We start from the raw sequence: 19,735 nt of genomic DNA, 5'->3' as shown, positions 1-19,735 counted from the left end.
GTCGACACTCTAGAAATCAGCGCGTCACAGCCAGGTCACAGCGTTCGTTCCGGGGCCGTGGCGGTCAGACCGGCCGTGTCGGGCGGCACGGTTGCAGGGCTCGCAGGGTTCGCAGGGTTCGCAGGGTTTGCATGATTCGGAAAGCAGGGCTCCGCGTCGGCAGCAGGCCCTGCGCCGCCCGGGAACTCGATCTCGACCCGATATCGCTCGGCCTGCACCTCGGTACTGAGGCGCCACGCCAGGCGCTCAGCGATGGCGGCCACGATGTCCAGGCCGTGGCCGTGGCCAGGCTCCGGCGGCGCGCCCGCGTGGCGGATGGCTGCACTGGCGCTCCGCCCATTGCTGAGCTGCAGCCGCCGCCCGCGCATGGTGATGCGGATTCTGCCGTCGCCATGCAGCCAGGCATTGCGCAGCAGATTGCCCAGGGCCATGCGTCCCAGTGCCCGGGGCAGGCACAGCTGTTCGAGCTCTCGCCAATCCTCCGCACCGTCCGCGGGCCATTGCACATGAGGCGCCGTTGTGGTCGCGGCGGGCAGTTCCTGCAGGCAGGCGCGCAGGCCTTGCAACAAGGGTTCGTGGTCAGCCGCCGGGCCTTGCTGCTCGCGGGCGAGCAAGAGGAAGAGCTCAATCAAGGCCTGCATCCGAGCGCCGGCCTCCTGAACCCGTTGCAGCGGTGCCAGCATGCGTTCGCGGTTGGGCGCCAAACGCATCAATTCAGCGGCGCCCTGGATGACGCTCAGCGGTGTGCGCAGCTCATGGCTGGCGAAGCGGGTGAAGTCGCGCTCGCGCCGGGCATAGTCGGCCAGATCTTGGTAAGCCCGGGCAAAGCTGTGGCTGAGCCGGCCCATCTCGTCGGGCCGCTCCAGCACTGGGCTGCGCATTGGCGCCAGGCCCTGCGTCTGGGCCTGGACCTGGGCGGTCAAGGCCTCGATCGGGGCTGCGGTCCAGCGCCCAAGCCGCCAGGCCATGAACAGGCCGAGCAGGGCGGCACCGGCCAGCATCAGCAGCAGGTGGACGCGGATCGCACGGTCGTAGCCGGCCAACTCGCTGTCCAGCTCGGGCCGGTAGAGCAGAAAGACCTGCTCGCGGCGGCCGCCTTCGGGCGCCGGATGTTCAAGCACCAGCACATGCGCATCGATCTCGCTCAGTTCATGCACGCCTTCTTCGTTCAATTGCTGCAGCACGGCGGGCAGCCCCGCCTGTGCGCTGCTGTAGAAATGGTAGGCAGGGCGAGAATCCTGGGCGGCCAGTTGCGCGAGCGGGACGCCTTGGCTCAAGTGCTGGCGCAGATCCTGCGCGCGCCTCTCCAGCGCCTGGTTGATGAAGCTGTCGGCCGCCAGTTCCGTGGCTGCCCAAGCGATCACTGCCATGCCCATGGACAGCACTGCGACCAGACCCAGCACCGCCAGCTGCACGCGGCGACGAAGGCTGGCTGCCCACCAGTCGGCCACTCGGCCACGCGCCAGTTCAAGTGCCAATTCAAGCGCTCGCATCGAGCCGGTAGCCTTGGCCGCGGACGGTGCTGAGGCAGCCGGGCGGCAGCAGCTGGCGCAGCCGGTAGACATGCGTACGCAGTGCGCTGCCCTCGATGGCTTCGTCTTGCCAGATCGCGTACTCCAGATCGGCCTTGCTGACCACGGCGGGGGCCTTTTGCATCAGCAGGCGCAAGATCTTCAGCTGCACCGGATCCAGGGCGATGGGCCGGTCCTGATGTTTCAGGATCAGGCCGACCAGGTCCAGTTCGAGCGCGCCGCATCGCAGGACTCGCTTGTGCGCGCCGATGTGACGGGCATGCAGGGCGCGCACGCGACAGCCCAGTTCTTCGAGCGCAAAGGGCTTGACGAGATAGTCGTCGCCACCGGCGGCAAAGCCGGCCAGCTTGTCCGGCAAGGTATCTCGGGCGGTGAGGAAGAGGACGGGGGTGTCGATCTGCAGATCCTGGCGCAGGCTTCGGCACAGGCTCAGGCCATCCATGCCGGCCATATTGATGTCCAGCAACAGCACGTCGAAGCAGTGGCTGCGCAGGCTGGCCAATGCACTGGCGGCGCTGTGGGCATGACTCACGCTGCAGTCCAGCAGGCCCAGGTAGTCACCCAAGGTGGTGGCCAGGGCGGCCGAGTCTTCAACAATCAGTACACGCATGGTTCGAGCTTGGTTTCAGCACGCCGCCCGGGGGAGCGAAGCAGGAGGCAGCGCGTGCGGCGGCGCAGCTTAACCGAGGAAGCCGACCGGCTCGGTCCGCCGACCTGGAGTCTGAGGGGCTGTCTCACGATTTGACCTGCTTGTGACAGGGCGGGCGCTAGGGTGAAAGGGCGCCGCTGAGCTTGGCCAGCGAGCCTTTCCAACCCGACCGACCCTTCACGTTCACAAGGCTGCCTCATGTCGATTTCAGATCCCTTCCTGTCCCCCACCTCGGTTTTGTCAGCGCAGCGCTCTTGTCGCCGCGCCGGATCGTGGGCCTGTGCATGGCTTGCAGTTGCACTCATGGTGCAGGGCCCGGCCGTCTGCGCGGCGCCGCAAGGCACGCCGCAGAACACACAGCCAGACGGACCGCAGCCCCAGCAGCTGGCGTCGCTGGATCAAGCCTGGACGCTGGCGCAGCGCCGGTCGCCCGAGGGGCGCGCCCACACCTTGCTGGTGCGCGAGGACCAGGGCGCGCGCTTGCTGGCGCAGGACCTGAGCGTGGGCTTGCAACGCTTTCCCGAAGACAGTCTGGAGCTGGTGCGCAGCATGGGCCACGCGGGCCTGCAGGCGCTCTCGGAGCGGCTGCCCTGGGTGGCGGTCGACAAGCGCGACTTGCTGCCTAGCGCCAGGGCTCATTCCCATATTGCCGCGGGCACCAACTACGCTGCGCATGCACGCGAGGCCGACATCGACGAGGTCTTTCTGTTTCCCAAGTTCAGCACGCCCAGCCCGGCGCGCAGCGAGCTGCGCCATGAAGCGGGGCAGTTGCTGGACTATGAGGTGGAACTGTGCCTGAGAGCCGATCGCGATCTGGCCAACTTGGCCGATCTGCAGGCAGCGCAGCTGGGCTTTTTTCTCTGCGGCGATCTGACCGATCGTGCCGAGCTGCTGCGCCGCATCAACACCGAGGACCTGACTTCGGGCCATGGGTTCAGTGATGCGAAAAGCGGGCCAGGGCGCATGCCCACCGGGCCCTATCTGGTGGTGCCGCGCGACTGGCGCCGCTGGCTGCAGGGCGTGCGCTTGCGCAGCCATGTGAACGGGCAACTGCGCCAGGACGCCGCGGCGTCGGACATGCTGAAAACCCCCGACCGCCTGTTACAGCAAGCCTGGCAACGGGGCCTTCTGCCACTCTGGCGCTACCAGGGGCGGCCCGTGCCGCTGCTGGAATCGGGTGTGCTGCGGCAGGGGCAGGTGCTGCTGACGGGCACGCCCGAGGGTGTGGTCTACCGGGCGCCGAGCCTGGGCTTCCGGTGGCGTCATGGGTTGGCCTGGTTCTTCGGCCTGTCCTGGCTGCACCATGGACCGGTGCGCTATGTGCTGGATGCTCAGATTCGCGAGGGCCTGGCGTCGGGCCGCTTTCTGCAAGCAGGCGATGTGCTGGAGCACAGCGCCGAGGGTTTGGGGCAAATCACCGTGAAGATCCGCTGAAGCCGGCCGGACGTCGCTGGCAACCTACAATCGGCGCCCGTCTCGCAGCCAGGTCCGACCATGTCTTTTGCTTCTTTGGGCCTTGCGCCCGTCTGGGTTCGTGCCGTTCGCGAGCAGGGCTACCACGCCCCCACGGCCATCCAGGCCGCCGCCATTCCGCCCATCCTGGCCGGGCGCGATGTGCTGGGCCTGGCGCAGACCGGTTCGGGCAAGACCGCCGCTTTCGGCTTGCCCCTGCTGCAGCGCTTGCGCATGCCGCCCGGCCAAGGCCCGCGCCGCCTGCAGGCCCTGGTGCTGCTGCCCACGCGCGAGTTGGTGGTCCAGGTGGGTGAGGTGCTGCGGGAGTTCGCGCGCAGCCTGAGCGGCTCGCCGCGCCTGAAGATTTCCGAGGCCTTCGGCGGTGTTTCCATCAACCCGCAGCTGATGGGCTTGCGCGGTGGCACCGATGTGATGGTGGCCACACCGGGCCGTTTGCTGGACCTGATCGAGCACAAGGCCCTGGATCTGCGCAGCGTCGAGATGCTGGTGCTGGACGAGGCCGATCGCCTGCTGGACCTGGGCTTTGCCGAGGAGTTGCAGCGCATCCTGGCCTTGCTGCCGGCGCGCCGTCAGAGCCTGTTTTTTTCAGCCACGTTTCCGAAGGCGGTGCAGGGCCTGGCCCAGGGCCTGCTGCAGGAGCCTGTGGAAGTCCGCATTGCGCCGGAGCCGCAGCGCACGGCCGCCATCCAGCAGCGTGCCATTCAGGTGGACGAGAGCCGGCGCACGCCGCTGCTGCGCCATCTGTTGCAGACCGAGCCCAGTTGGAGTCGGGTGCTGGTATTCGTGGCCACGCGCTACGCGACCGAGCATGTGTCCGACAAGCTCTGGTCCCACGGCATCAAGGCTGCCGCCTTGCACGGCGAGTTGAGCCAGGGTGCCCGAACCCAGGTGCTGGCGGCCTTGCGCCATGGCGAGATTCAGGTGCTGGTGGCTACCGATGTGGCCGCCCGCGGTCTGGACATTCCCGAGCTGCCGGTGGTGGTGAATTACGACCTGCCACGTTCGCCGGCCGACTACATCCACCGCATCGGCCGCACCGGGCGTGCGGGCGAAACCGGTCTGGCCGTCAGTCTGGTGCCGGCCAGTGCCGAGGCCCATTTCCGGCTGATCGAGAAGCGCCAGGGCCAGCGCGTGCCGCGTGAACAGATCGCGGGTTTCGCTGCCAGCCCCCTGAGCCCGGAGCAGGCTCAGGCCCTGAACTCGAACGGCGGCATCAAGGGCCGCCGCAAGAGCAAAAAGGACAAGCTGAGGGAAGCCGCTGCCGCAGCGGCGGCGTCAGCGCCCCTGCCTGGCGACGAAGCTCAGCGGTAACGCGACCACAGCAGGTTGGCGCTGTTGGCGGCGGACGGGGTCACTGCTGTCTCGCCCGGCTTGAAGCTGGAAGGCAGGTTGCTCAGGTCGATCTTGGTGCTGGCGCCGATCTTGCTGGCACCCGGTGCGGTACCGATGCGCGCCGCCGAGATGTAGCCGTGCACTGTGGTGCTGCCACCGGTTTCCAGGATGTCTCCGGCCAGCACATCGCCGTAGACATGGTTGGAGGCAGCCAATGTGACTTTGCCGCCGGTGTAGTTGTTGCCCACCTGGCCGCCGGCGCCGAAGGCGATATTGCCCGCGCCGACCGTCAGCAGGGTGCTGCTGCCGGCCTTGCAGAAGTTCTTGGGTGCCAGATTGGGGTAGCTGCTGTTGGTGCACACCGAGGCGTGACCGGCATAGTTGACCGCGTAGGACACATTGGTGCCGCCGGTGTTGATGTTGCCGGTGGCCAGCCAGCTGTTGTAGAAGGTGCCCTGGCCAGCTTCGAAATCACCCTTGAACCAGACAATGCCGGGTGCCATGGTCACGCCGGCCAGCGTCCATTTGCCGCCGCTGTAGCTCAGGCAGCTGTTGTATTCGCTGTAGCCGGTGCAGATCTTGGCCGGGCAACTGGCGGGGCTGTAGCTGTTGCTGCTGCAAACGTAGTCCTGGTTGGCACCACTTCCGACCAGAAAGTAGACGCCGTCGGGGATGTTGCTGACGTTCTTGACCGTGACCTTGGTGTCACTGCCGACCCGCTCGAACGCGTAGTTGGCGGAGCTCTGGTAGGCGTAGGCATCGAAGGTCGGCACGCTGATCGTGCCGGCTGTCAGCGGCGTGATCGCGACATTGAGGCCGGCCACGCGGCTCATATGCACTCCGGTGTTCCAGGGCTGCACGGTCAGGCTGCCGCCGTAGTTGCCGGCGGCCACCGTGCCGGCCACTTGTTCCTCGTAGTTGCCCTGCACCTGTGCCGAGCCCGTGATCAGCGAATTGCTGGCGACCACGCTGCCCTTGGTCTTGAGCGTGGCGATGGTGGCGCTGCTGCCCAGGGTGACATTGCCGATGGCGAGCAGTTCGGTCACGGCATTGCTTTCCAGACTGACCGTGCCGTTGGCCTTGATCGTGCCTGCGCTGACGCCGCCGGTCAGCGACACATTCTTGAGGGACTGCACCTGGCTGTAGCTGCCGCTGCCGCTGAGGGCGATACTGCCCTCGGAAAACAGGGTCTCGATGCTGGTGCTGCCGCCCAGGCTGATGTCGCCCGAGGCGTACAGATTCGAGATGCCGGCCAGGCTGCCGGCACCGGTGACCTTGCCATCGACCACGATCTTGCTGCTGGCATCGCCGATCACGGTCAGGTCGCCGCTGATGTCGAGATTGCCCTTGATGTTGACGGCTGCGGTCTTGCCGCCGCCACCGCCGCCGCCCGGGCTGCCTTTGGCGCAGAAGGTGGCCGCCAGCAGGGCATTCGCGCCGCCGCTGCTGCCCGTGATGTTGAAGCCCACCCGGGTGCCACCGCCGCAGTTGACCGTGTCATTGGCCAGCACCTCGCTGACCGTGGCGGCAATGCCGCTGACACCGGCGAAGCTGACCACCTGATTGGCGCTGAGCTTGGCCGCTTCGACCGCCCCGATCTGGAACAGGTACTGCCGCACCGCTTCAATGCCGCTCCAGGCTTTCAGCTGCGCCTGCGTCAGGGCATGCACCGTGACCGATTGCACCTGCAGGCTGCGCACGTAGTAGATGCCGCCGAACACCATGCCACCCAGGGACAGGCCTGTCAGCAGCATGAAGAGCACCGAGGAGATGCCCCGCTGCAATGAGCGTGCGAGGCGGGTGCTTGAAACAATGCGAATGGCCATGGGAGATCAGGAAATCAGATTGGCCAGGCAGCTGACGTAGGTGTTGCTGCTGCCGCTCACACTCGAGGCATAACCCAGACTCACGCTGACCGAAGCGGCCGGCGCGCTGAGCTTGCTGATGGCCTCTGGCACGGCGCCGTAGGGCCAGCAATTGCTGCCGTTGCGGGCGCTCAAGGTGACTGCCTGGGCCAGCACCTGGTCTTCCACGAGTGCGCGGCTGGTCCAGCTGATGGTTTTCCAGTTGCTGCTCAAAGGGTGACAGCCGCTGCTGGCCTGCAGCAGGTAGAGCGCCTTGTTGCTGCTGTTGGAGAGAAGGGCGCCGCAGCTGTAGCTGGCGGTGTTGGCGCTGAGCCCCGGGTTGTGCACCCAGACCAGGGCATTGCCGCTTTGCGCCGCGCTGCTGAGGGTGACTGGGGTGCCATCGAGCTTGCCCGTGCTGGAGTTCAGCACGGCGTTGCGAATCAGCAGCAAATGGTTGCCGCTGCTCGGACTGCTGATGCCGTAGCCCGCGCCTTGCAATGCGATTTGTGCACTGAGCAGGCCGGTGGCCAGCTGACCGTCCTGGATGGAGCTGCGCACCAGGCCTCCGTCGCCGAAGACGGTCTGCGTGGTGCTGCGGTACAGCGCCAAGGCGCCCAGCACGGCGATCAAGGAAATCACCATGCCCACCATCAAGCTGATCAGGCTCAAGCCCGCTTGGGGGCGTCGGCTTGCGGAGGTGAGCCGGGGCGTGGACATTGGCTCGGGCCTCAATTGCTCACCGTCAGCGTGCCAGGCCCGAACAAGGTCTGGGCATCGGCAGCGTATTGGATCTGCGGCAGGCTGGTGGCCTTGGCCACACCGTTGACGGTGACCGTCACGGCCGTGATGGTGCAGGTCTTTTGCACACCCGAAACCTGCAGGCTTCCGCCGAGGCTGAGGTTGCTGCTGCTGGTGCTTGCGCCGGTGGCCGGGCAGCCATTGGCCACACCTGCGCCTTGCAGATCGGCGCGGATGCTCTGGATGGCCAGGCTTTGTCCCTTTTGGTACTTCTGCGCGACCATGGCGCGGCTGACGGCGTAGACCAGGCCCAGGCCGATCACGCCCAGCAACACCATGGCGATCAAGGACTCGATCAAGGCATCGCCGCGCTCGCCGCGCCGGCGAGCGGATCTGCCCGGTACGCAGGCGTGAGAGACGGTGGGAGAGGTCTCTGTCATGGGTGCCGTCATCTCAGTTGAGCGTGCCATCGAGCGGGGCTTCAGAGCCGCGGCTGACGCGAAAACTCAGGGCGGTGCCGCACACGGTGCCGGCCACCGTGGCCGCGATCGGCATGCCTGCGCTGTCCAGCGCCACGCACTGGCTGTCAGCGCCGTTGACCTGGATGCTGGCTGGCGGGTTGGAGGTCCAGGCCGCGGCCGTGCAGTTCAGTGCGGCAGGCACGCCGCTGGCGACGCAGAGCTTGCCGGGAATGCTGATCATCACCGCCGAGGCGCCGGCGCTGCTGGCGCTCGGATTGCGCAGCGCCAGGGCCTTGAGCTGGCTCATGCCCTGCATCAGCAAGGTCTGGCTCTGGCGCATATAGGCCTGGGCGCCCCAGGAGGCCGAGAACGGCGCGACGGCCAGGGCCAGCAGCATCATGATGGCAATGGTCACCATCATTTCGATCAGCGACACCCCGCATTGCCTCGTGCCCAACGATGCGCGGATCACCATGTCGTGAAGCCACAGGCATTGGTGGCGGTGCGCGTGTTGCTGTTGTTCAGGGTCAGCACACAGCTGGCCAGACTGCCCTTGCCGGTGGCGGTCAGGGTGTAGCTGGTGGCCGTACTGACCAGGGTGTAGTTGAAGTAGGCCGATTGCGTGGGGGCCCAGGCGGGGAACATGGTGGTGGTGGCCACCGTGCCGGCAGCATTGACCGGATAGCTCAGCTGCAGCTGATAGCGGTTCTCCATGTTCAGCGCCAGGGCGGCGAGGTCGGCGCTGCCGCTCTTGGCGCGGCTTTTGTTGACATAGCTGGTGTAGGAGGGGATGGCGATGGCGGCCAGGATGCCCAGCACGACCACGGCAATCATCAACTCGACCAGAGTGAAACCGGTCTGTGCCGCAGTGGGCCGCGCGCGGCGATAGGCCGGGGCCGCGGCCGTCGAGGACTTGGGGGCAACAGCAGGAGCAGTGTTCAAGATCATTCCTCGCAAGCGCTGGACAAACAGGCCAAAAACGGCCGCGAATTCGCTTCGGCCTGTGCACACAACATTAAAACCAACTAGATACCAATTTTACAGACTGGTATCTAGTTAGGTCTGCGATGTTTGTCACGCTCGCGGGCTGCGTGCGAGCCCGAATCCGTCAAGCGCACATGCAGATTTGCTTATATCGGAAGCCTGGGCGCTTGGGTACCCGCGAAGCGGGACTGGTGGACCGCAATTGCCCAGCTTTTCGCGCAGGCGAGGGCTCAAGCCTGTTAAGGCTGACGCGCGGCGCGGCGCAATGCCACCGCATCGGGCAGCTCGCGCGCTGCGCCATGTTGCAGGCGGAATATCTGCACCGCGGCCTGCACCTCGCCGACCTGGGCCTGCAAGACGCTGGCCGCACGTGCCAGCTGCTCCACCAGGGCCGAGTTTTGCTGCGTGATGCCGTCCAGATGGCTGATCGCCTGGTTGATCTGCGAGATGCCGCGCAGTTGCTCATCGGCACCCAGGTGGATCTGGCCGATCAGGCGCGTGAAGTGCTGCACCGACTGCAGGGTCTGTTCGATGCTGTCCTGGGCGCTGCGCGTTTGGCGTTCTCCGGCCTCGACCTTTTCGGCTGAATCGTGAATCAGCTGGCGGATCTCAGCTGCAGCCTGCTGGCTGCGTTGGGCCAGAGCACGCACTTCGCTGGCCACCACGGCGAAACCTCGCCCATGTTCCCCGGCGCGGGCCGATTCGACGGCGGCGTTGAGTGCCAGGATGTTGGTCTGAAAGGCAATGGAGTCGATCACCTGGATGATTTCACCGATGCGCCGAGAGGCGCCGGCAATGCCGCCCATGGTGTCGGTGACATGGTGGACGACGTCGCCGCTCTGGCTGCTGACCCGACTCAGTTCCTCGGCCACCGACGAAGCCTGGTGGGCGCTGTCGGTGCTGCTGCGCACCGTGCCGGTGATTTCCTCCATGGCGGCGGCAGTTTGCTCGAGGCTGGCGGCCTGAGCCCCGGTGCGCTGGGCCAGATCGGCATTGCCCTGGGCGATCTCGCGGCTCAGACGGTTCATGTCCTGCAGCTCATCGAGTGTGTCGGCCACCAAGGCGCGCAAATTGACGCGCAGCTGGTTCAGCGCGGTTTCCAGCGCCTGCAGATCGCTGCCCGAACTCAGACTCGCCTGAGGCTTGAGTGCCTGGCTGAGGTCGCCCGCGGAGAGCTGATGGGCATAGGCCAGCAGGCGCTGAAGGCCCGCGCGATCGCGATTCACGCAGGCGCGGGCGAGACCCAACGCCAGGGCGGCCAAGAGCAGCACCTGGGGCACAAACCAGGGGCTGGCTGGCGCCACGCCCCAGCGCCCCACAGCCATGCTCAGGCCCGCCACCAGCAGCACGATCAGGCCTGTGGGCAACCAGGGGCCGGGCCGCAGTGCGCGCAGCCAGCGGCTGCGCCAGTCCCGGCGCAAGACCTGACCCTCGTGCAGCACATGCAGCAAAGCGCCTTTCGCCGCTTCACCGCGCATGGTGGCGTAGAGCGCCTCTGCCGCCTGCACCTGCTCGCGGCTGGGCTGGGTGCGCACCGACAGGTAGGCCACCGGCCTGCCGTTCTCGCTCAGCGGTGTGACATTGGCCAGCACCCAGTAGTGGTCGCCATTCTTGCGGCGGTTCTTGACCACGCCGGACCAGGGCAGGCCGCGTGCCACGGTGTCCCAGAGGTCGCGAAAGGCCTCCTCGGGCATGTCCGGGTGACGAATCAGGTTGTGGGGCTGGCCCAGCAACTCGTCCGCGCTGTAGCCGCTGACCTGAATGAAGGCCGCATTGCAGTGCAGGATGCGCCCCTTGAGATCGGTGGTGGACACCAGCGTGCGCCCGCTGGGGAAGGGGAATTCCTGCTGGCTGACGGGAAGATTGCTTCGCATGGGCAGCGTCCTCGCGGCGCAGATCGCCCGTGGCCGCCGGTGGTCCCGGCCGCATCCGCGTCTGCTGGGCGCAGTATCACGCGCCCGGGCGCTTCATGACCAGCCCCCGTGCGCGGCGCTGCGGCTGCAGGCCGCGGCGGGCTTTCAGCCCAGTTCCACCCAGACCGGCGCGTGGTCGCTGGGGCGTTCGTTCTTGCGCGGGGCGCGATCGATGACGCAAGACTTGACCCTGGGCTGCAGGGCGGCGCTGGCCAGGATGTGGTCGATGCGCAGGCCTTGGTTTTTGCGGAAAGCCAGGTTGCGGTAATCCCACCAACTCCAGCTCTTGGGTGCTTGCTCGAAGAGGCGGAAGGTGTCGCAGAGCGGCAGCTCGATCAGGGCCTGGAAATGCGCCCGTTCCTGCGGCGTGCAGTGGATCTGGCCGGCCCAGGCCACCGGGTCGTAGACATCACGGTCGTCCGGTGCGATGTTGAAGTCGCCCATCAGGAGCAGGTTCGGGTGGGTTTGAAGCTCTGCCGCGACAAAGCTGCGCAAGGCATCCAGCCAGGCCATCTTGTAAACGAACTTGTCGCTGTCGGGAGCCTGGCCGTTGGGGAAATAGGCGCCGATGCAGCGCACGCCGTCGACGGTGCCGGTGATCACGCGCGCCTGGGGGTCTTCGAAACCGGGGATGTTCTTCACCACATCGGTGGCCGGACTGCGGCTGATCAAGGCCACGCCGTTGTAGGTCTTCTGACCGAAGAACTGCACCTGCCAACCCGCGGCCTCGAAGTCCGCTTGTGGGAACTTGTCGTCGGTCAGTTTTGTTTCCTGCAGCACCAGGCCATCGACCGGGTTGGCCGCCAGCCAGTCCAGCACCTGGGGCAGGCGAACGGCCAGGGAGTTGACATTCCAGGTGGCAAATTTCATGGGGCGGGCTCCGGTGCAGGTCGCGTACATCAAGCAAATGGTCGAATGCGTCCGAAATGACGCAGGGCCGGCAGCTTAACGCCTGGCCGGCCCTGGTGAGGATGCAGCGCTGGGAAGCCTGCGCGAAATCAGGGCGCCGCCTGGCGCACGCGGGTGGGAGGCAGCAACAGGGTGAAGCGGCTGCCCTGGCCCACTTCGCTCTGCACCTGCAACTCGCCACCGTGGCGCTGCATCACATGTTTGACGATGGACAGGCCCAGGCCGGTGCCGCCGGTTTCGCGGTTGCGGCTGCCGTCGACGCGGTAGAAGCGCTCGGTCAGTCGCGGCAGGTGTTCACGTGCGATGCCGGGGCCGGTGTCGGTGACCGAGATTTCGCCGTGGCCGTCGGCGGCCAGGCGCCAGTTCAATTCGATCTCGCCGCCTTCGGGGGTGTAGCGCACGGCATTGCTGAGCAGATTGCTGATGGCGCTGATCAGCTCGGTCTCGACGCCCGCCAGCTCCAGCGCGCCGACTTCGCCGATCTTGAGCTGATGGCGGCCGTTGGACAGGGCCTTGGCATCGGTGCCCAGGCGCAGGAACAGAGGACCCAGGCCGATCCAGCGGTCCGAGCCGGGGCGGGGGCTGCCTTCCAGCTGCGCCAGGGTCAGCAGGTCGCTGACCAGGCTCAGCATGCGCTCGGTCTGCTGGCCCATCAGGGTCAGCACCCGGCGGCGTTCGGGCTCGCTCAGGGGCAGGGAGCTCATGGTTTCGATGAAGCCGCTGAGCACCGTCAGGGGCGTGCGAATCTCGTGCGAGACATTGGCCACGAAATCACGGCGCATGGCTTCGGCGCGTTCACGCTCGGTCACGTCCTGGCTCAGCACCAGGCGCAGGCCATCACCGTAGGGGCGCACGATCACCGACAGCGTGCCCGAACCGCGCGAGCTGGTCAGCAGCAGGGGCTCGTTGAACCGGCCGGCCTGCAAGTAGCTGACGAAGCTGGGATAGCGGACCAGGTTGGTGATGCGCTGCTGCAGATCGCGCTGCGGATCGAGCGCGAAATGGTCGGCCGCGACACGGTTGCACCAGGTGACATGGTCGTGGGCATCGAGCATCAGCACGCCGTTGGGCGAGGCCTCGATGGCCGACAGGAACTGCTGCAGCTGCAGGCGTTCGTGGGCGATGGCCCGGTCGCGCTTGCGCAAGGCGCGCTCGATCAGATAGGCGAGGTCGCCCCAGTAGCCGCTGCTGCGCGGCGCATCGCCGGGCTGCTTTTCGCGCAGCCACTGCATCAGGCGACGGATGCGCAAGGTGTCGATCAGCAGCAGCGCGACGATGGCGCTGACCACGCCCAGCCATTCGCTGAGCTGGGGGTAGCCCGTCAGCGTGCCGATGCCGCGCCCGGCCAGATCACCGGCAAACACGATCAAACCCACCAAAGCCAGGCGGGGGAGAAAACCGATCACCGTCATGAAGGGCGCTTTCCGGGCGAGGGCGGCGTCATCAGGCCGACAGGGGCTGGGCTTGCTGCGACAGGCGGTAGCCGGCGCCGCGCACGGTCTCGATCATGCGCGCACATTGCACGCGCTCCAGCGCTTCGCGCAGGCGCTTGACGTGCACGTCCACGGTGCGCTCTTCGATGAAGACATGGTCGCCCCAGACCCGGTCCAGCAGCTGCGAGCGGCTGTGCACGCGCTCGGGGTGGCTCATGAAGAAGTGCAGCAGACGGAACTCGGTAGGGCCCAGCTTGACCTCGGCACCTTCGCGGCTGACCCGGCGGGTGCCGGGGTCCAGGCTCAGCCCGCCAATCGTCACCACGGAATCCAGCGCCTCGGGCGCCTTGCGGCGCAGCACCGCGCGGATGCGGGCCAGCAGCTCGTTGGTGGAAAACGGTTTGGTCAGGTAGTCATCGGCCCCGGCGTCCAGGCCCGAGACCTTGTCGGTCTCTTCGGCACGGGCCGTCAGCATGATGATGGGCAGGTCCTTGGTGCGTTGCTGGCCGCGCCATTGGCGGGCCAGGGCCAGACCGCTCTGGCCGGGCAGCATCCAGTCCAGCACCACCAGATCGGGCAGCACCCGGTCGACCTCGTACTGTGCTTGGTCTGCGCTGCTGGCCAGGGTCACTTCGAAACCGGAGTGGCGCAGATTGATGGAGATAAGTTCGGCAATCGCCGACTCGTCTTCGACAACAAGAATCCTCGACATGCTGTGCTTCTTCTTTTCGAATGAGGTTGATCAGTCTTTGAGGGCCACGGATTCCACGGTGTCCATGGGGTTGTGGCGGATGTCCGTGCCCTTGACGATGTAGATGATCTGTTCGGCCAGGTTCTTGGCGTGGTCACCCACACGCTCGATCGCCTTGGCCACGAACACCAGATCGATGGAGGCCGAGATGGTGCGCGGGTCTTCCATCATGTAGGTGATGAGCTTGCGCATCAGGCCGTCGAATTCCTGGTCGATCTGGTTGTCCTGCTTGATCACTTCCAGCGCTTGCACGGTGTCCAGGCGGGCGAAGGCGTCCAGCGCCTTGCGCAGCGAGGCCGTGGCCAGCTCGGCCTCGAAGGAGATGTCGCTGACCGGCAGTCGCAGGCGGCTGAACACGCCCGAGTTGATCAGGCGGTGCACGGTGCGGGCGATGCGTGCGGCTTCATCGCCGACGCGCTCGAGGTTGCCGATGGTCTTGGAGATGGCGATCAAGAGTCGCAGATCGCGGGCGGTGGGCTGGCGCAGGGCGATGATGGCGGAGAGGTCGTGGTCGATCTCGACCTCCATCTGGTTGACGCGCTCTTCAGCGACCAGCACGCGCGAGGCAATGTCACCGTCGAAGGAGGTCAGGGCCGAGACAGCCAGTTCCACCTGCGATTCCACCAGGCCGCCCATTTCCAGAACGCGGGTCGAGATACCGCTCAATTCCAGATCGAACTGGCTCGACAGATGTTTGTCACCCATGACTTCTACCCTTTGCGAATTTGAATCAATCGTTGCAGTCTAACGAGCAGCTTGCGCTGAGAGGCGGCCGTGCCGCCCGTGGGCTCAACCGAAGCGGCCGGTGATGTAGTCTTCGGTTTCCTTGCGCTTGGGCTTCATGAAAACCTCGCGCGTGGCACCGTACTCGACCAGCTCACCCAGGTACATATAGGCCACGAAGTCGGAGACACGAGCGGCCTGTTGCATGCTGTGGGTCACGATGACGATGGTGTACTTGGTCTTGAGCTCTTGCAGCAGCTCTTCGATCTTGGCGGTGGCGATCGGGTCCAGGGCCGAGCAGGGCTCGTCCAGCAGCAGCACTTCGGGCTCCAGGGCAATGGCGCGGGCAATCACCAGACGTTGTTGCTGACCGCCGGAGAGGCTCAGGCCGCTGCTGTCCAGGCGGTCCTTGACTTCATTCCACAGCGCGGCCTGGCGCAGCGAGCGCTCCACCGTTTCATCCAGCTGGGCACGGTCCTTGACACCCAGCAGGCGCAGGCCGTAGGCCACGTTTTCGTAGATGGATTTGGGGAAGGGGTTGGGCTTCTGGAACACCATGCCGACCCGACGACGCAGCTGGGCCACGTTGACGCTGCGGTCGAAGATGTTCTTCTGGTCCAGCTGCACCTCGCCTTCGATACGGCAGCCATCCACCAGATCGTTCATGCGGTTGAAGCAGCGCAGCAGGGTGGACTTGCCACAGCCGCTGGGGCCAATGAAGGCAACCACATGGCCGCGCGGAATGTTCAGCGAGACGTTGTGCAAGGCCTGCTTGGCACCGTAGAACAGGTTCAGGTTCTTGACCGCCAGGGCCACGTCCAGTTCTTCCAGCGGCTTGAGCGGCACGGCCGACTCAGGCACGGCGGTGGCGATCTTCAGCTTGGGCAGTTCGGCGGTTTGGGTGAGGGAGCTCATGAAAGTCTCTCCAGATCAATAGTGTGGGGCAGAGTGTGGGGCAGGGCGATGCAATCAGGGCATCAGACCGAGTCCAGCTCTTTGAATTTTTCGCGCAGACGGTTGCGCATGCGAATGGCGGTCAGGTTCAAGCCGATGATGACCACCACCAGCAGCATGGCGGTCGCGTAGACCAGGGGCCGTGCAGCTTCGACATTGGGGCTTTGGAATCCCACGTCATAGATGTGGAAGCCCAGGTGCATGAACTTGCGCTCCAGGTGCAGGAAGGGGAAGAAGCCATCGAGCGGCAGTGCCGGCGCCAGCTTGACCACGCCCACCAGCATCAGCGGCGCCACTTCGCCAGCCGCGCGAGCCACGGCCAGGATCAGGCCGGTCATCATGGCCGGGCTGGCAATGGGCAGCACGGTGCGCCACAGGGTCTCGGCCTTGGTTGCACCCAGGGCCAGGCTGCCTTCGCGCACCGAGCGGGGCACGCGGGCCAGGCCTTCTTCGGTGGCCACGATCACCACCGGCAGGGTCAGCAGGGCCAGGGTCAGGGCCGACCACAGGATGCCGGGGCTGCCGAAAGTCGGGCCGGGCAGGGCTTCGGGGAAGAACAGGCGGTCGATGTTGCCGCCCAGGAAGTAGACGAAGAAGCCCAGGCCAAACACGCCGTAGACGATGGAGGGCACGCCGGCCAGGTTGTTCACCGAGATGCGGATGATGCGGATCAGGGTGCCTTGCTTGGCGTACTCGCGCATATAGATGCCAGCCATGATGCCCAGCGGCGTCACGATCACGGCCATCAGCAGCACCATCATCACCGTGCCGAAAATGGCGGGGAAGATGCCGCCTTCGGTGTTGGCTTCACGCGGGTCGTCCCAGATGAACTCGCCCAGCTTCTTGGCGTAGTGGCTGATCTTGTCGAACAGGCCCATGGTGTTGGCGCGGTAGACATCGGCCACCTGGGCCAGGGGCACTTCCACTTCGCGGCCGTCGGCCACGCGGGCGACAAAACTGTCGCGGGCCAGTTGCTTGCGCAAGGCGTCGGTCTTTTCCTGCAGGGCGCCGAACTCCTTGTTCAGGGCTTCGCGCTTGGCAGCCAGACTGGCCTTGGCGGCATCGTCCAGGTGGTCTTCCAGTTGCAGGCGGCGTTCGCTCAGGCGCAGGCGCTCGAGCTCGTAGTTGACTTTGCCAATCTCTTGCTTCTCGAGCTTGTGGATCTGCTTGAACAGGTCCTGGGCACGGGCGGTGCGTTCTTGCAGCGGCGCCCAGGCGGCTTCGCCGCTGGCAATCAGTTGACCTTCTTGCTTGACGGCCACCAGATGACCGTAGAAATTGCCCCACTCGCGACGCTCGACGGTGATGACGTCGTGCGGCTTGGTCTGTTCGCCCAGCAAGGGCAGAGGGAACCAGCGGAAATCCACACCCGACACATCGCGGTTGCCCATCTTGATGAGCACGCGGTCGGTGAAGGTGTCATCACCCGGGATCACGAAGCCCGCTTCGCGCAGGCGGCGCACAGACACCTCTTCGCGTTCACGGATTTCGCCGATCAGGCCGATGGTGGAGCCGTCACGTTCCTTGTAGGTGGTCTCGATGACCGCCTTGGGCCAGAAGTGGCCGAGGCCACGCAGGGCCGTCAGGGCCATCACGCCGGCCACAGCCAGCACGGACACTGCCACGGCACCGGCGGTGAGCCAGATCCAGGGCGAGCCGCTTTTGAACCAGTCTTTCATGATTGATCGTGCTCCGTCAGATGGTGCTGTACTTCTCGCGCAGGCGCTGACGAATCAGCTCGGCGAGGGTGTTGACGAGGAAGGTGAAGGCGAACAACACCAGGGCGGACAGGAAGAGCAGGCGGTAATGGGTTTCACCAACGCCGGCCTCGGGCATTTCGACGCCGATATTGGCGGACAGGGTGCGGAAGCCCGAGAACATGCTGAAGTCCATCACGGCGGTGTTGCCGGTGGCCATCAGCACGATCATGGTTTCACCGACCGCACGGCCCAGGCCGATCATCACGGCCGAGAAGATGCCAGGGCTGGCGGTCAGCAGCACCACGCCCATCATGGTCTGCCAGGGCGTGGCACCCAGGGCCAGCGAACCCGAGGTCAGCGACTTGGGCACGCTGAAGATCGCGTCTTCGGCGATCGAGAAGATGGTCGGGGTGACGGCGAAGCCCATGGCAATGCCCACCACCAGCGAGTTGCGCTGCTCGAAGCTGATGCCGGCCGTGTTGGACAACCAGTGCGGCAGGTCACCACCGAAGAAGGCGGCCTCGATCGGGTGGCCCAGCTGGAAGAAACCCCAAATGGCCAGGGCGACAATGGGCATCAGCAGGGCGGCTTCCCAGCCCAGGCCGACACGTTCGACCAGGCTGCGGGGCATCAGGTGCCAGACAAAGGATGCAAGCACCATGGCCGCCGGCAGCAGCAGCAAACTCATCAAGACGCCGGCGAGGTTGTTCTCCACCAGCGGAGCCAGCCACAGCCCGGCCAGGAAGCCCAGCACCACAGTGGGCAGCGCGGCCATGACCTCGATCGAGGGCTTGACGATTTCGCGCATGCGCTGGGTCATGAAATAGGCGGTGAAGATGGCGCCCAGAATGGCCAGCGGCATCGCCACCAGCATGGCGTAGGTGGCGGCCTTGATGGTGCCGTAGGTCAGCGGGGCCAGGCTGAACTTGGGTTCGAAGTCAGCGTTCGAGGCCGAGCTTTGCCAGACGTAGTCAGGCTCTTCATAGCTCTCGTACCAGACCTTGCTCCACAGGCTGCTGAAGGAGACTTCCGGGTAGTGGTTGTCGACGGCGGCGGTGTAGACGCGGCCGGCCTCATCCTGCGCCAGATAGCCGTTGCCGCGCGGCGGCACGCCGAGCACGGTCAGCGGCTTGTCGCTGAGTTTCTCGACGAAGAGCAGGCGTTGCGAGGTGGCGAAATAGCTGCCCAGATTGCCGGCGGCATCGCCGACGATGAAGCCCTTGCGGAAGAACTCCGGCGCCAGGGCCGTGACCGCAGCCGGCATGGGCTTGAAGTCACGGATTCGGGTCATGCTGAAGTTGGCGCCTTCGGTGCGCACCAGGAACCACTGGCTCAGCTCACCCTTGTCGGTGCCGACGATCAGCGAGTAGCCACCGCTGAGCATGGTCAGGGCCGTGACCTTCTGGCCCTTGGCCAAGTCCACGGTTTCCAGCAGTTTGGGATTGCTCTTGTCGCTGATGTTGTAGCGCGCCAGCTTGGCGTCGCCGTGCAACACATAGAGCTCGCGTTGCTTGGCTTCCACCACCAACTGGCGAATGCCGGCGGGCGGGTTGGCGATTTCGGAGCTCTGTACCTCGCTCTTGGTCTCGCCCGTCATCGCATTGTTGCTGATGTTCACGGCGGAGAGCAGCAGGCGTCCGTCTTCCGTGACGGCGGCGATGGTCGAGCCATCGTCCGACTGCTGCATGCCGATCAGCTGGATGGCGCGGCCTTGCGGGTCCAGGGCCAGCGGTGCTTCGCCGACCGGGTAGGCCAGGGCGGGCGTGATCACGCGCTTGTTGTTGGGGAAGCTGACCGAGAAACTTTGCTTGACCAGCAGCACGCGGCCATCCGACAGACCGAAGGCCTGTGAGAAGCTGCGGCGCTCGCCGGTCTCGGCGCTGGTGATGCGCACACCCTCCGGCACGGGCACTTGCACCTGGCCGATGGTCTCGCCCGAGGCGAACTTGAAGAAGGTGATGGCGCCACCTGCGCCCACGCGCGAGCCGATCTCGCGCTGTTCCTCACCCGTCAGGGTGAGGGTGGCTTGAGCGTTGCCGCCCGGGGTGGCGAACTGGGCGCGGTGATCTATGCCAGGCGGCATGAACAGCGGCACCACCACGCTGACCAGATAGACGAAGATGGCCGACACGGCGACGATGACGCTGAGGCCGCCGACGGTCATCAACTTCTCGAACAGCTTGTCGGTCAGCAGGCGCCGGCTCATGGCTCGGTCGACGCTGATGGCCGTTTGGGTGGGACTGGCAGTATTCATGGCTTGGAAAAGTTCCGCGCTGATGGTGGTCAAGGGTGGGCAGGACTGGCCTGCTCACCCTTTTTCTCTCAGAGGCTCAAAG

General features: G+C 65.7%; 17 protein-coding genes. 2 read left to right on the top strand and 15 right to left on the bottom strand.

The features are described 5' to 3' along the window. Window positions 1-35 precede the first annotated feature (35 nt). Both C1O66_RS04345 and C1O66_RS04340 read right to left on the bottom strand, forming a co-directional pair. A complete protein-coding gene (locus tag C1O66_RS04345) occupies window positions 36-1,478 on the bottom strand; it encodes a sensor histidine kinase (protein ID WP_165794473.1) in 1,443 nt (480 codons plus the stop codon). Between the two features lies 1 nt (window position 1,479). Beyond that, the gene (locus C1O66_RS04340; protein WP_102766764.1) at window positions 1,480-2,142 is read right to left on the bottom strand and encodes a response regulator transcription factor; all 663 of its coding nucleotides are present in this window, start codon (window positions 2,140-2,142) and stop codon (window positions 1,480-1,482) included. Between the two features lie 342 nt (window positions 2,143-2,484). On the opposite strand from C1O66_RS04340, the gene C1O66_RS04335 reads away from it, so the two are divergent. Next, on the top strand, window positions 2,485-3,615 hold the full coding sequence (locus C1O66_RS04335) for a fumarylacetoacetate hydrolase family protein (protein WP_165794472.1): 1,131 nt from the start codon (window positions 2,485-2,487) through the stop codon (window positions 3,613-3,615). Window positions 3,616-3,675: 60 nt separating this feature from the next. After that, window positions 3,676-4,965, top strand: a complete 1,290-nt coding sequence (locus C1O66_RS04330; RefSeq protein WP_102766762.1) for a DEAD/DEAH box helicase — start codon at window positions 3,676-3,678, stop codon at window positions 4,963-4,965. On the opposite strand, the gene C1O66_RS04325 is transcribed toward C1O66_RS04330, so the two are convergent. From C1O66_RS04325 to C1O66_RS04265, 13 genes are all read right to left on the bottom strand, one after another. Beyond that, window positions 4,956-6,812, bottom strand: coding sequence for a hypothetical protein (locus tag C1O66_RS04325; RefSeq protein WP_133155102.1), 1,857 nt, complete (start codon window positions 6,810-6,812; stop codon window positions 4,956-4,958). The two genes, C1O66_RS04330 and C1O66_RS04325, sit on opposite strands and share 10 nt — an antisense overlap. Before the next feature lie 6 nt (window positions 6,813-6,818). Further along, on the bottom strand, window positions 6,819-7,550 hold the full coding sequence (locus tag C1O66_RS04320; protein WP_102766760.1) for a PilW family protein: 732 nt from the start codon (window positions 7,548-7,550) through the stop codon (window positions 6,819-6,821). 11 nt (window positions 7,551-7,561) lie between these two features. After that, entirely contained in the window at window positions 7,562-8,011 is a 450-nt protein-coding gene (locus tag C1O66_RS04315; RefSeq protein WP_133155101.1) for a type IV pilus modification PilV family protein, read from the bottom strand. A gap of 13 nt (window positions 8,012-8,024) precedes the next feature. After that, a complete protein-coding gene (locus C1O66_RS04310) occupies window positions 8,025-8,507 on the bottom strand; it encodes a pilus assembly FimT family protein (RefSeq protein ID WP_102766758.1) in 483 nt (160 codons plus the stop codon). Then, window positions 8,501-8,974 carry a type IV pilin protein gene (locus C1O66_RS24550; protein WP_279305041.1) on the bottom strand — a complete coding sequence of 158 codons (474 nt, stop codon included), beginning with the start codon at window positions 8,972-8,974 and terminating at the stop codon, window positions 8,501-8,503. Before C1O66_RS24550 ends, C1O66_RS04310 begins: the two co-directional genes overlap by 7 nt. A 281-nt stretch (window positions 8,975-9,255) precedes the next feature. Then, the gene (locus C1O66_RS04300; protein WP_102766756.1) at window positions 9,256-10,890 is read right to left on the bottom strand and encodes a methyl-accepting chemotaxis protein; all 1,635 of its coding nucleotides are present in this window, start codon (window positions 10,888-10,890) and stop codon (window positions 9,256-9,258) included. 144 nt (window positions 10,891-11,034) lie between these two features. Next, on the bottom strand, window positions 11,035-11,799 hold the full coding sequence (gene xth, locus C1O66_RS04295) for an exodeoxyribonuclease III (RefSeq protein WP_102766755.1): 765 nt from the start codon (window positions 11,797-11,799) through the stop codon (window positions 11,035-11,037). 128 nt (window positions 11,800-11,927) lie between these two features. Then, complete coding sequence (gene phoR / locus C1O66_RS04290) at window positions 11,928-13,250, bottom strand: phosphate regulon sensor histidine kinase PhoR (RefSeq protein WP_102766754.1); 1,323 nt, start codon at window positions 13,248-13,250, stop codon at window positions 11,928-11,930. A 31-nt stretch (window positions 13,251-13,281) separates the two neighbouring features. After that, window positions 13,282-13,983, bottom strand: a complete 702-nt coding sequence (gene phoB, locus C1O66_RS04285) for a phosphate regulon transcriptional regulator PhoB (protein ID WP_102766753.1) — start codon at window positions 13,981-13,983, stop codon at window positions 13,282-13,284. 30 nt (window positions 13,984-14,013) lie between these two features. Beyond that, window positions 14,014-14,727, bottom strand: coding sequence for a phosphate signaling complex protein PhoU (gene phoU, locus C1O66_RS04280; RefSeq protein ID WP_102766752.1), 714 nt, complete (start codon window positions 14,725-14,727; stop codon window positions 14,014-14,016). Between the two features lie 84 nt (window positions 14,728-14,811). Further along, complete coding sequence (pstB, locus tag C1O66_RS04275) at window positions 14,812-15,660, bottom strand: phosphate ABC transporter ATP-binding protein PstB (RefSeq protein ID WP_102766751.1); 849 nt, start codon at window positions 15,658-15,660, stop codon at window positions 14,812-14,814. Window positions 15,661-15,722: 62 nt separating this feature from the next. Next, a complete protein-coding gene (gene pstA, locus C1O66_RS04270; RefSeq protein ID WP_102766750.1) occupies window positions 15,723-17,378 on the bottom strand; it encodes a phosphate ABC transporter permease PstA in 1,656 nt (551 codons plus the stop codon). A gap of 16 nt (window positions 17,379-17,394) precedes the next feature. Next, a complete protein-coding gene (locus C1O66_RS04265; protein WP_102766749.1) occupies window positions 17,395-19,653 on the bottom strand; it encodes an ABC transporter permease subunit in 2,259 nt (752 codons plus the stop codon). Between the last annotated feature and the right edge of the window lie 82 nt (window positions 19,654-19,735).

It is taken from the genome of Paucibacter aquatile (genome assembly GCF_002885975.1).
GTDB classification, from domain to species: Bacteria; Pseudomonadota; Gammaproteobacteria; order Burkholderiales; family Burkholderiaceae_C; genus Paucibacter_A; species Paucibacter_A aquatilis.
The sequence above is the reverse complement of the archived record's forward strand: the minus strand, read 5'-3'. Positions and strand labels throughout refer to the sequence as shown.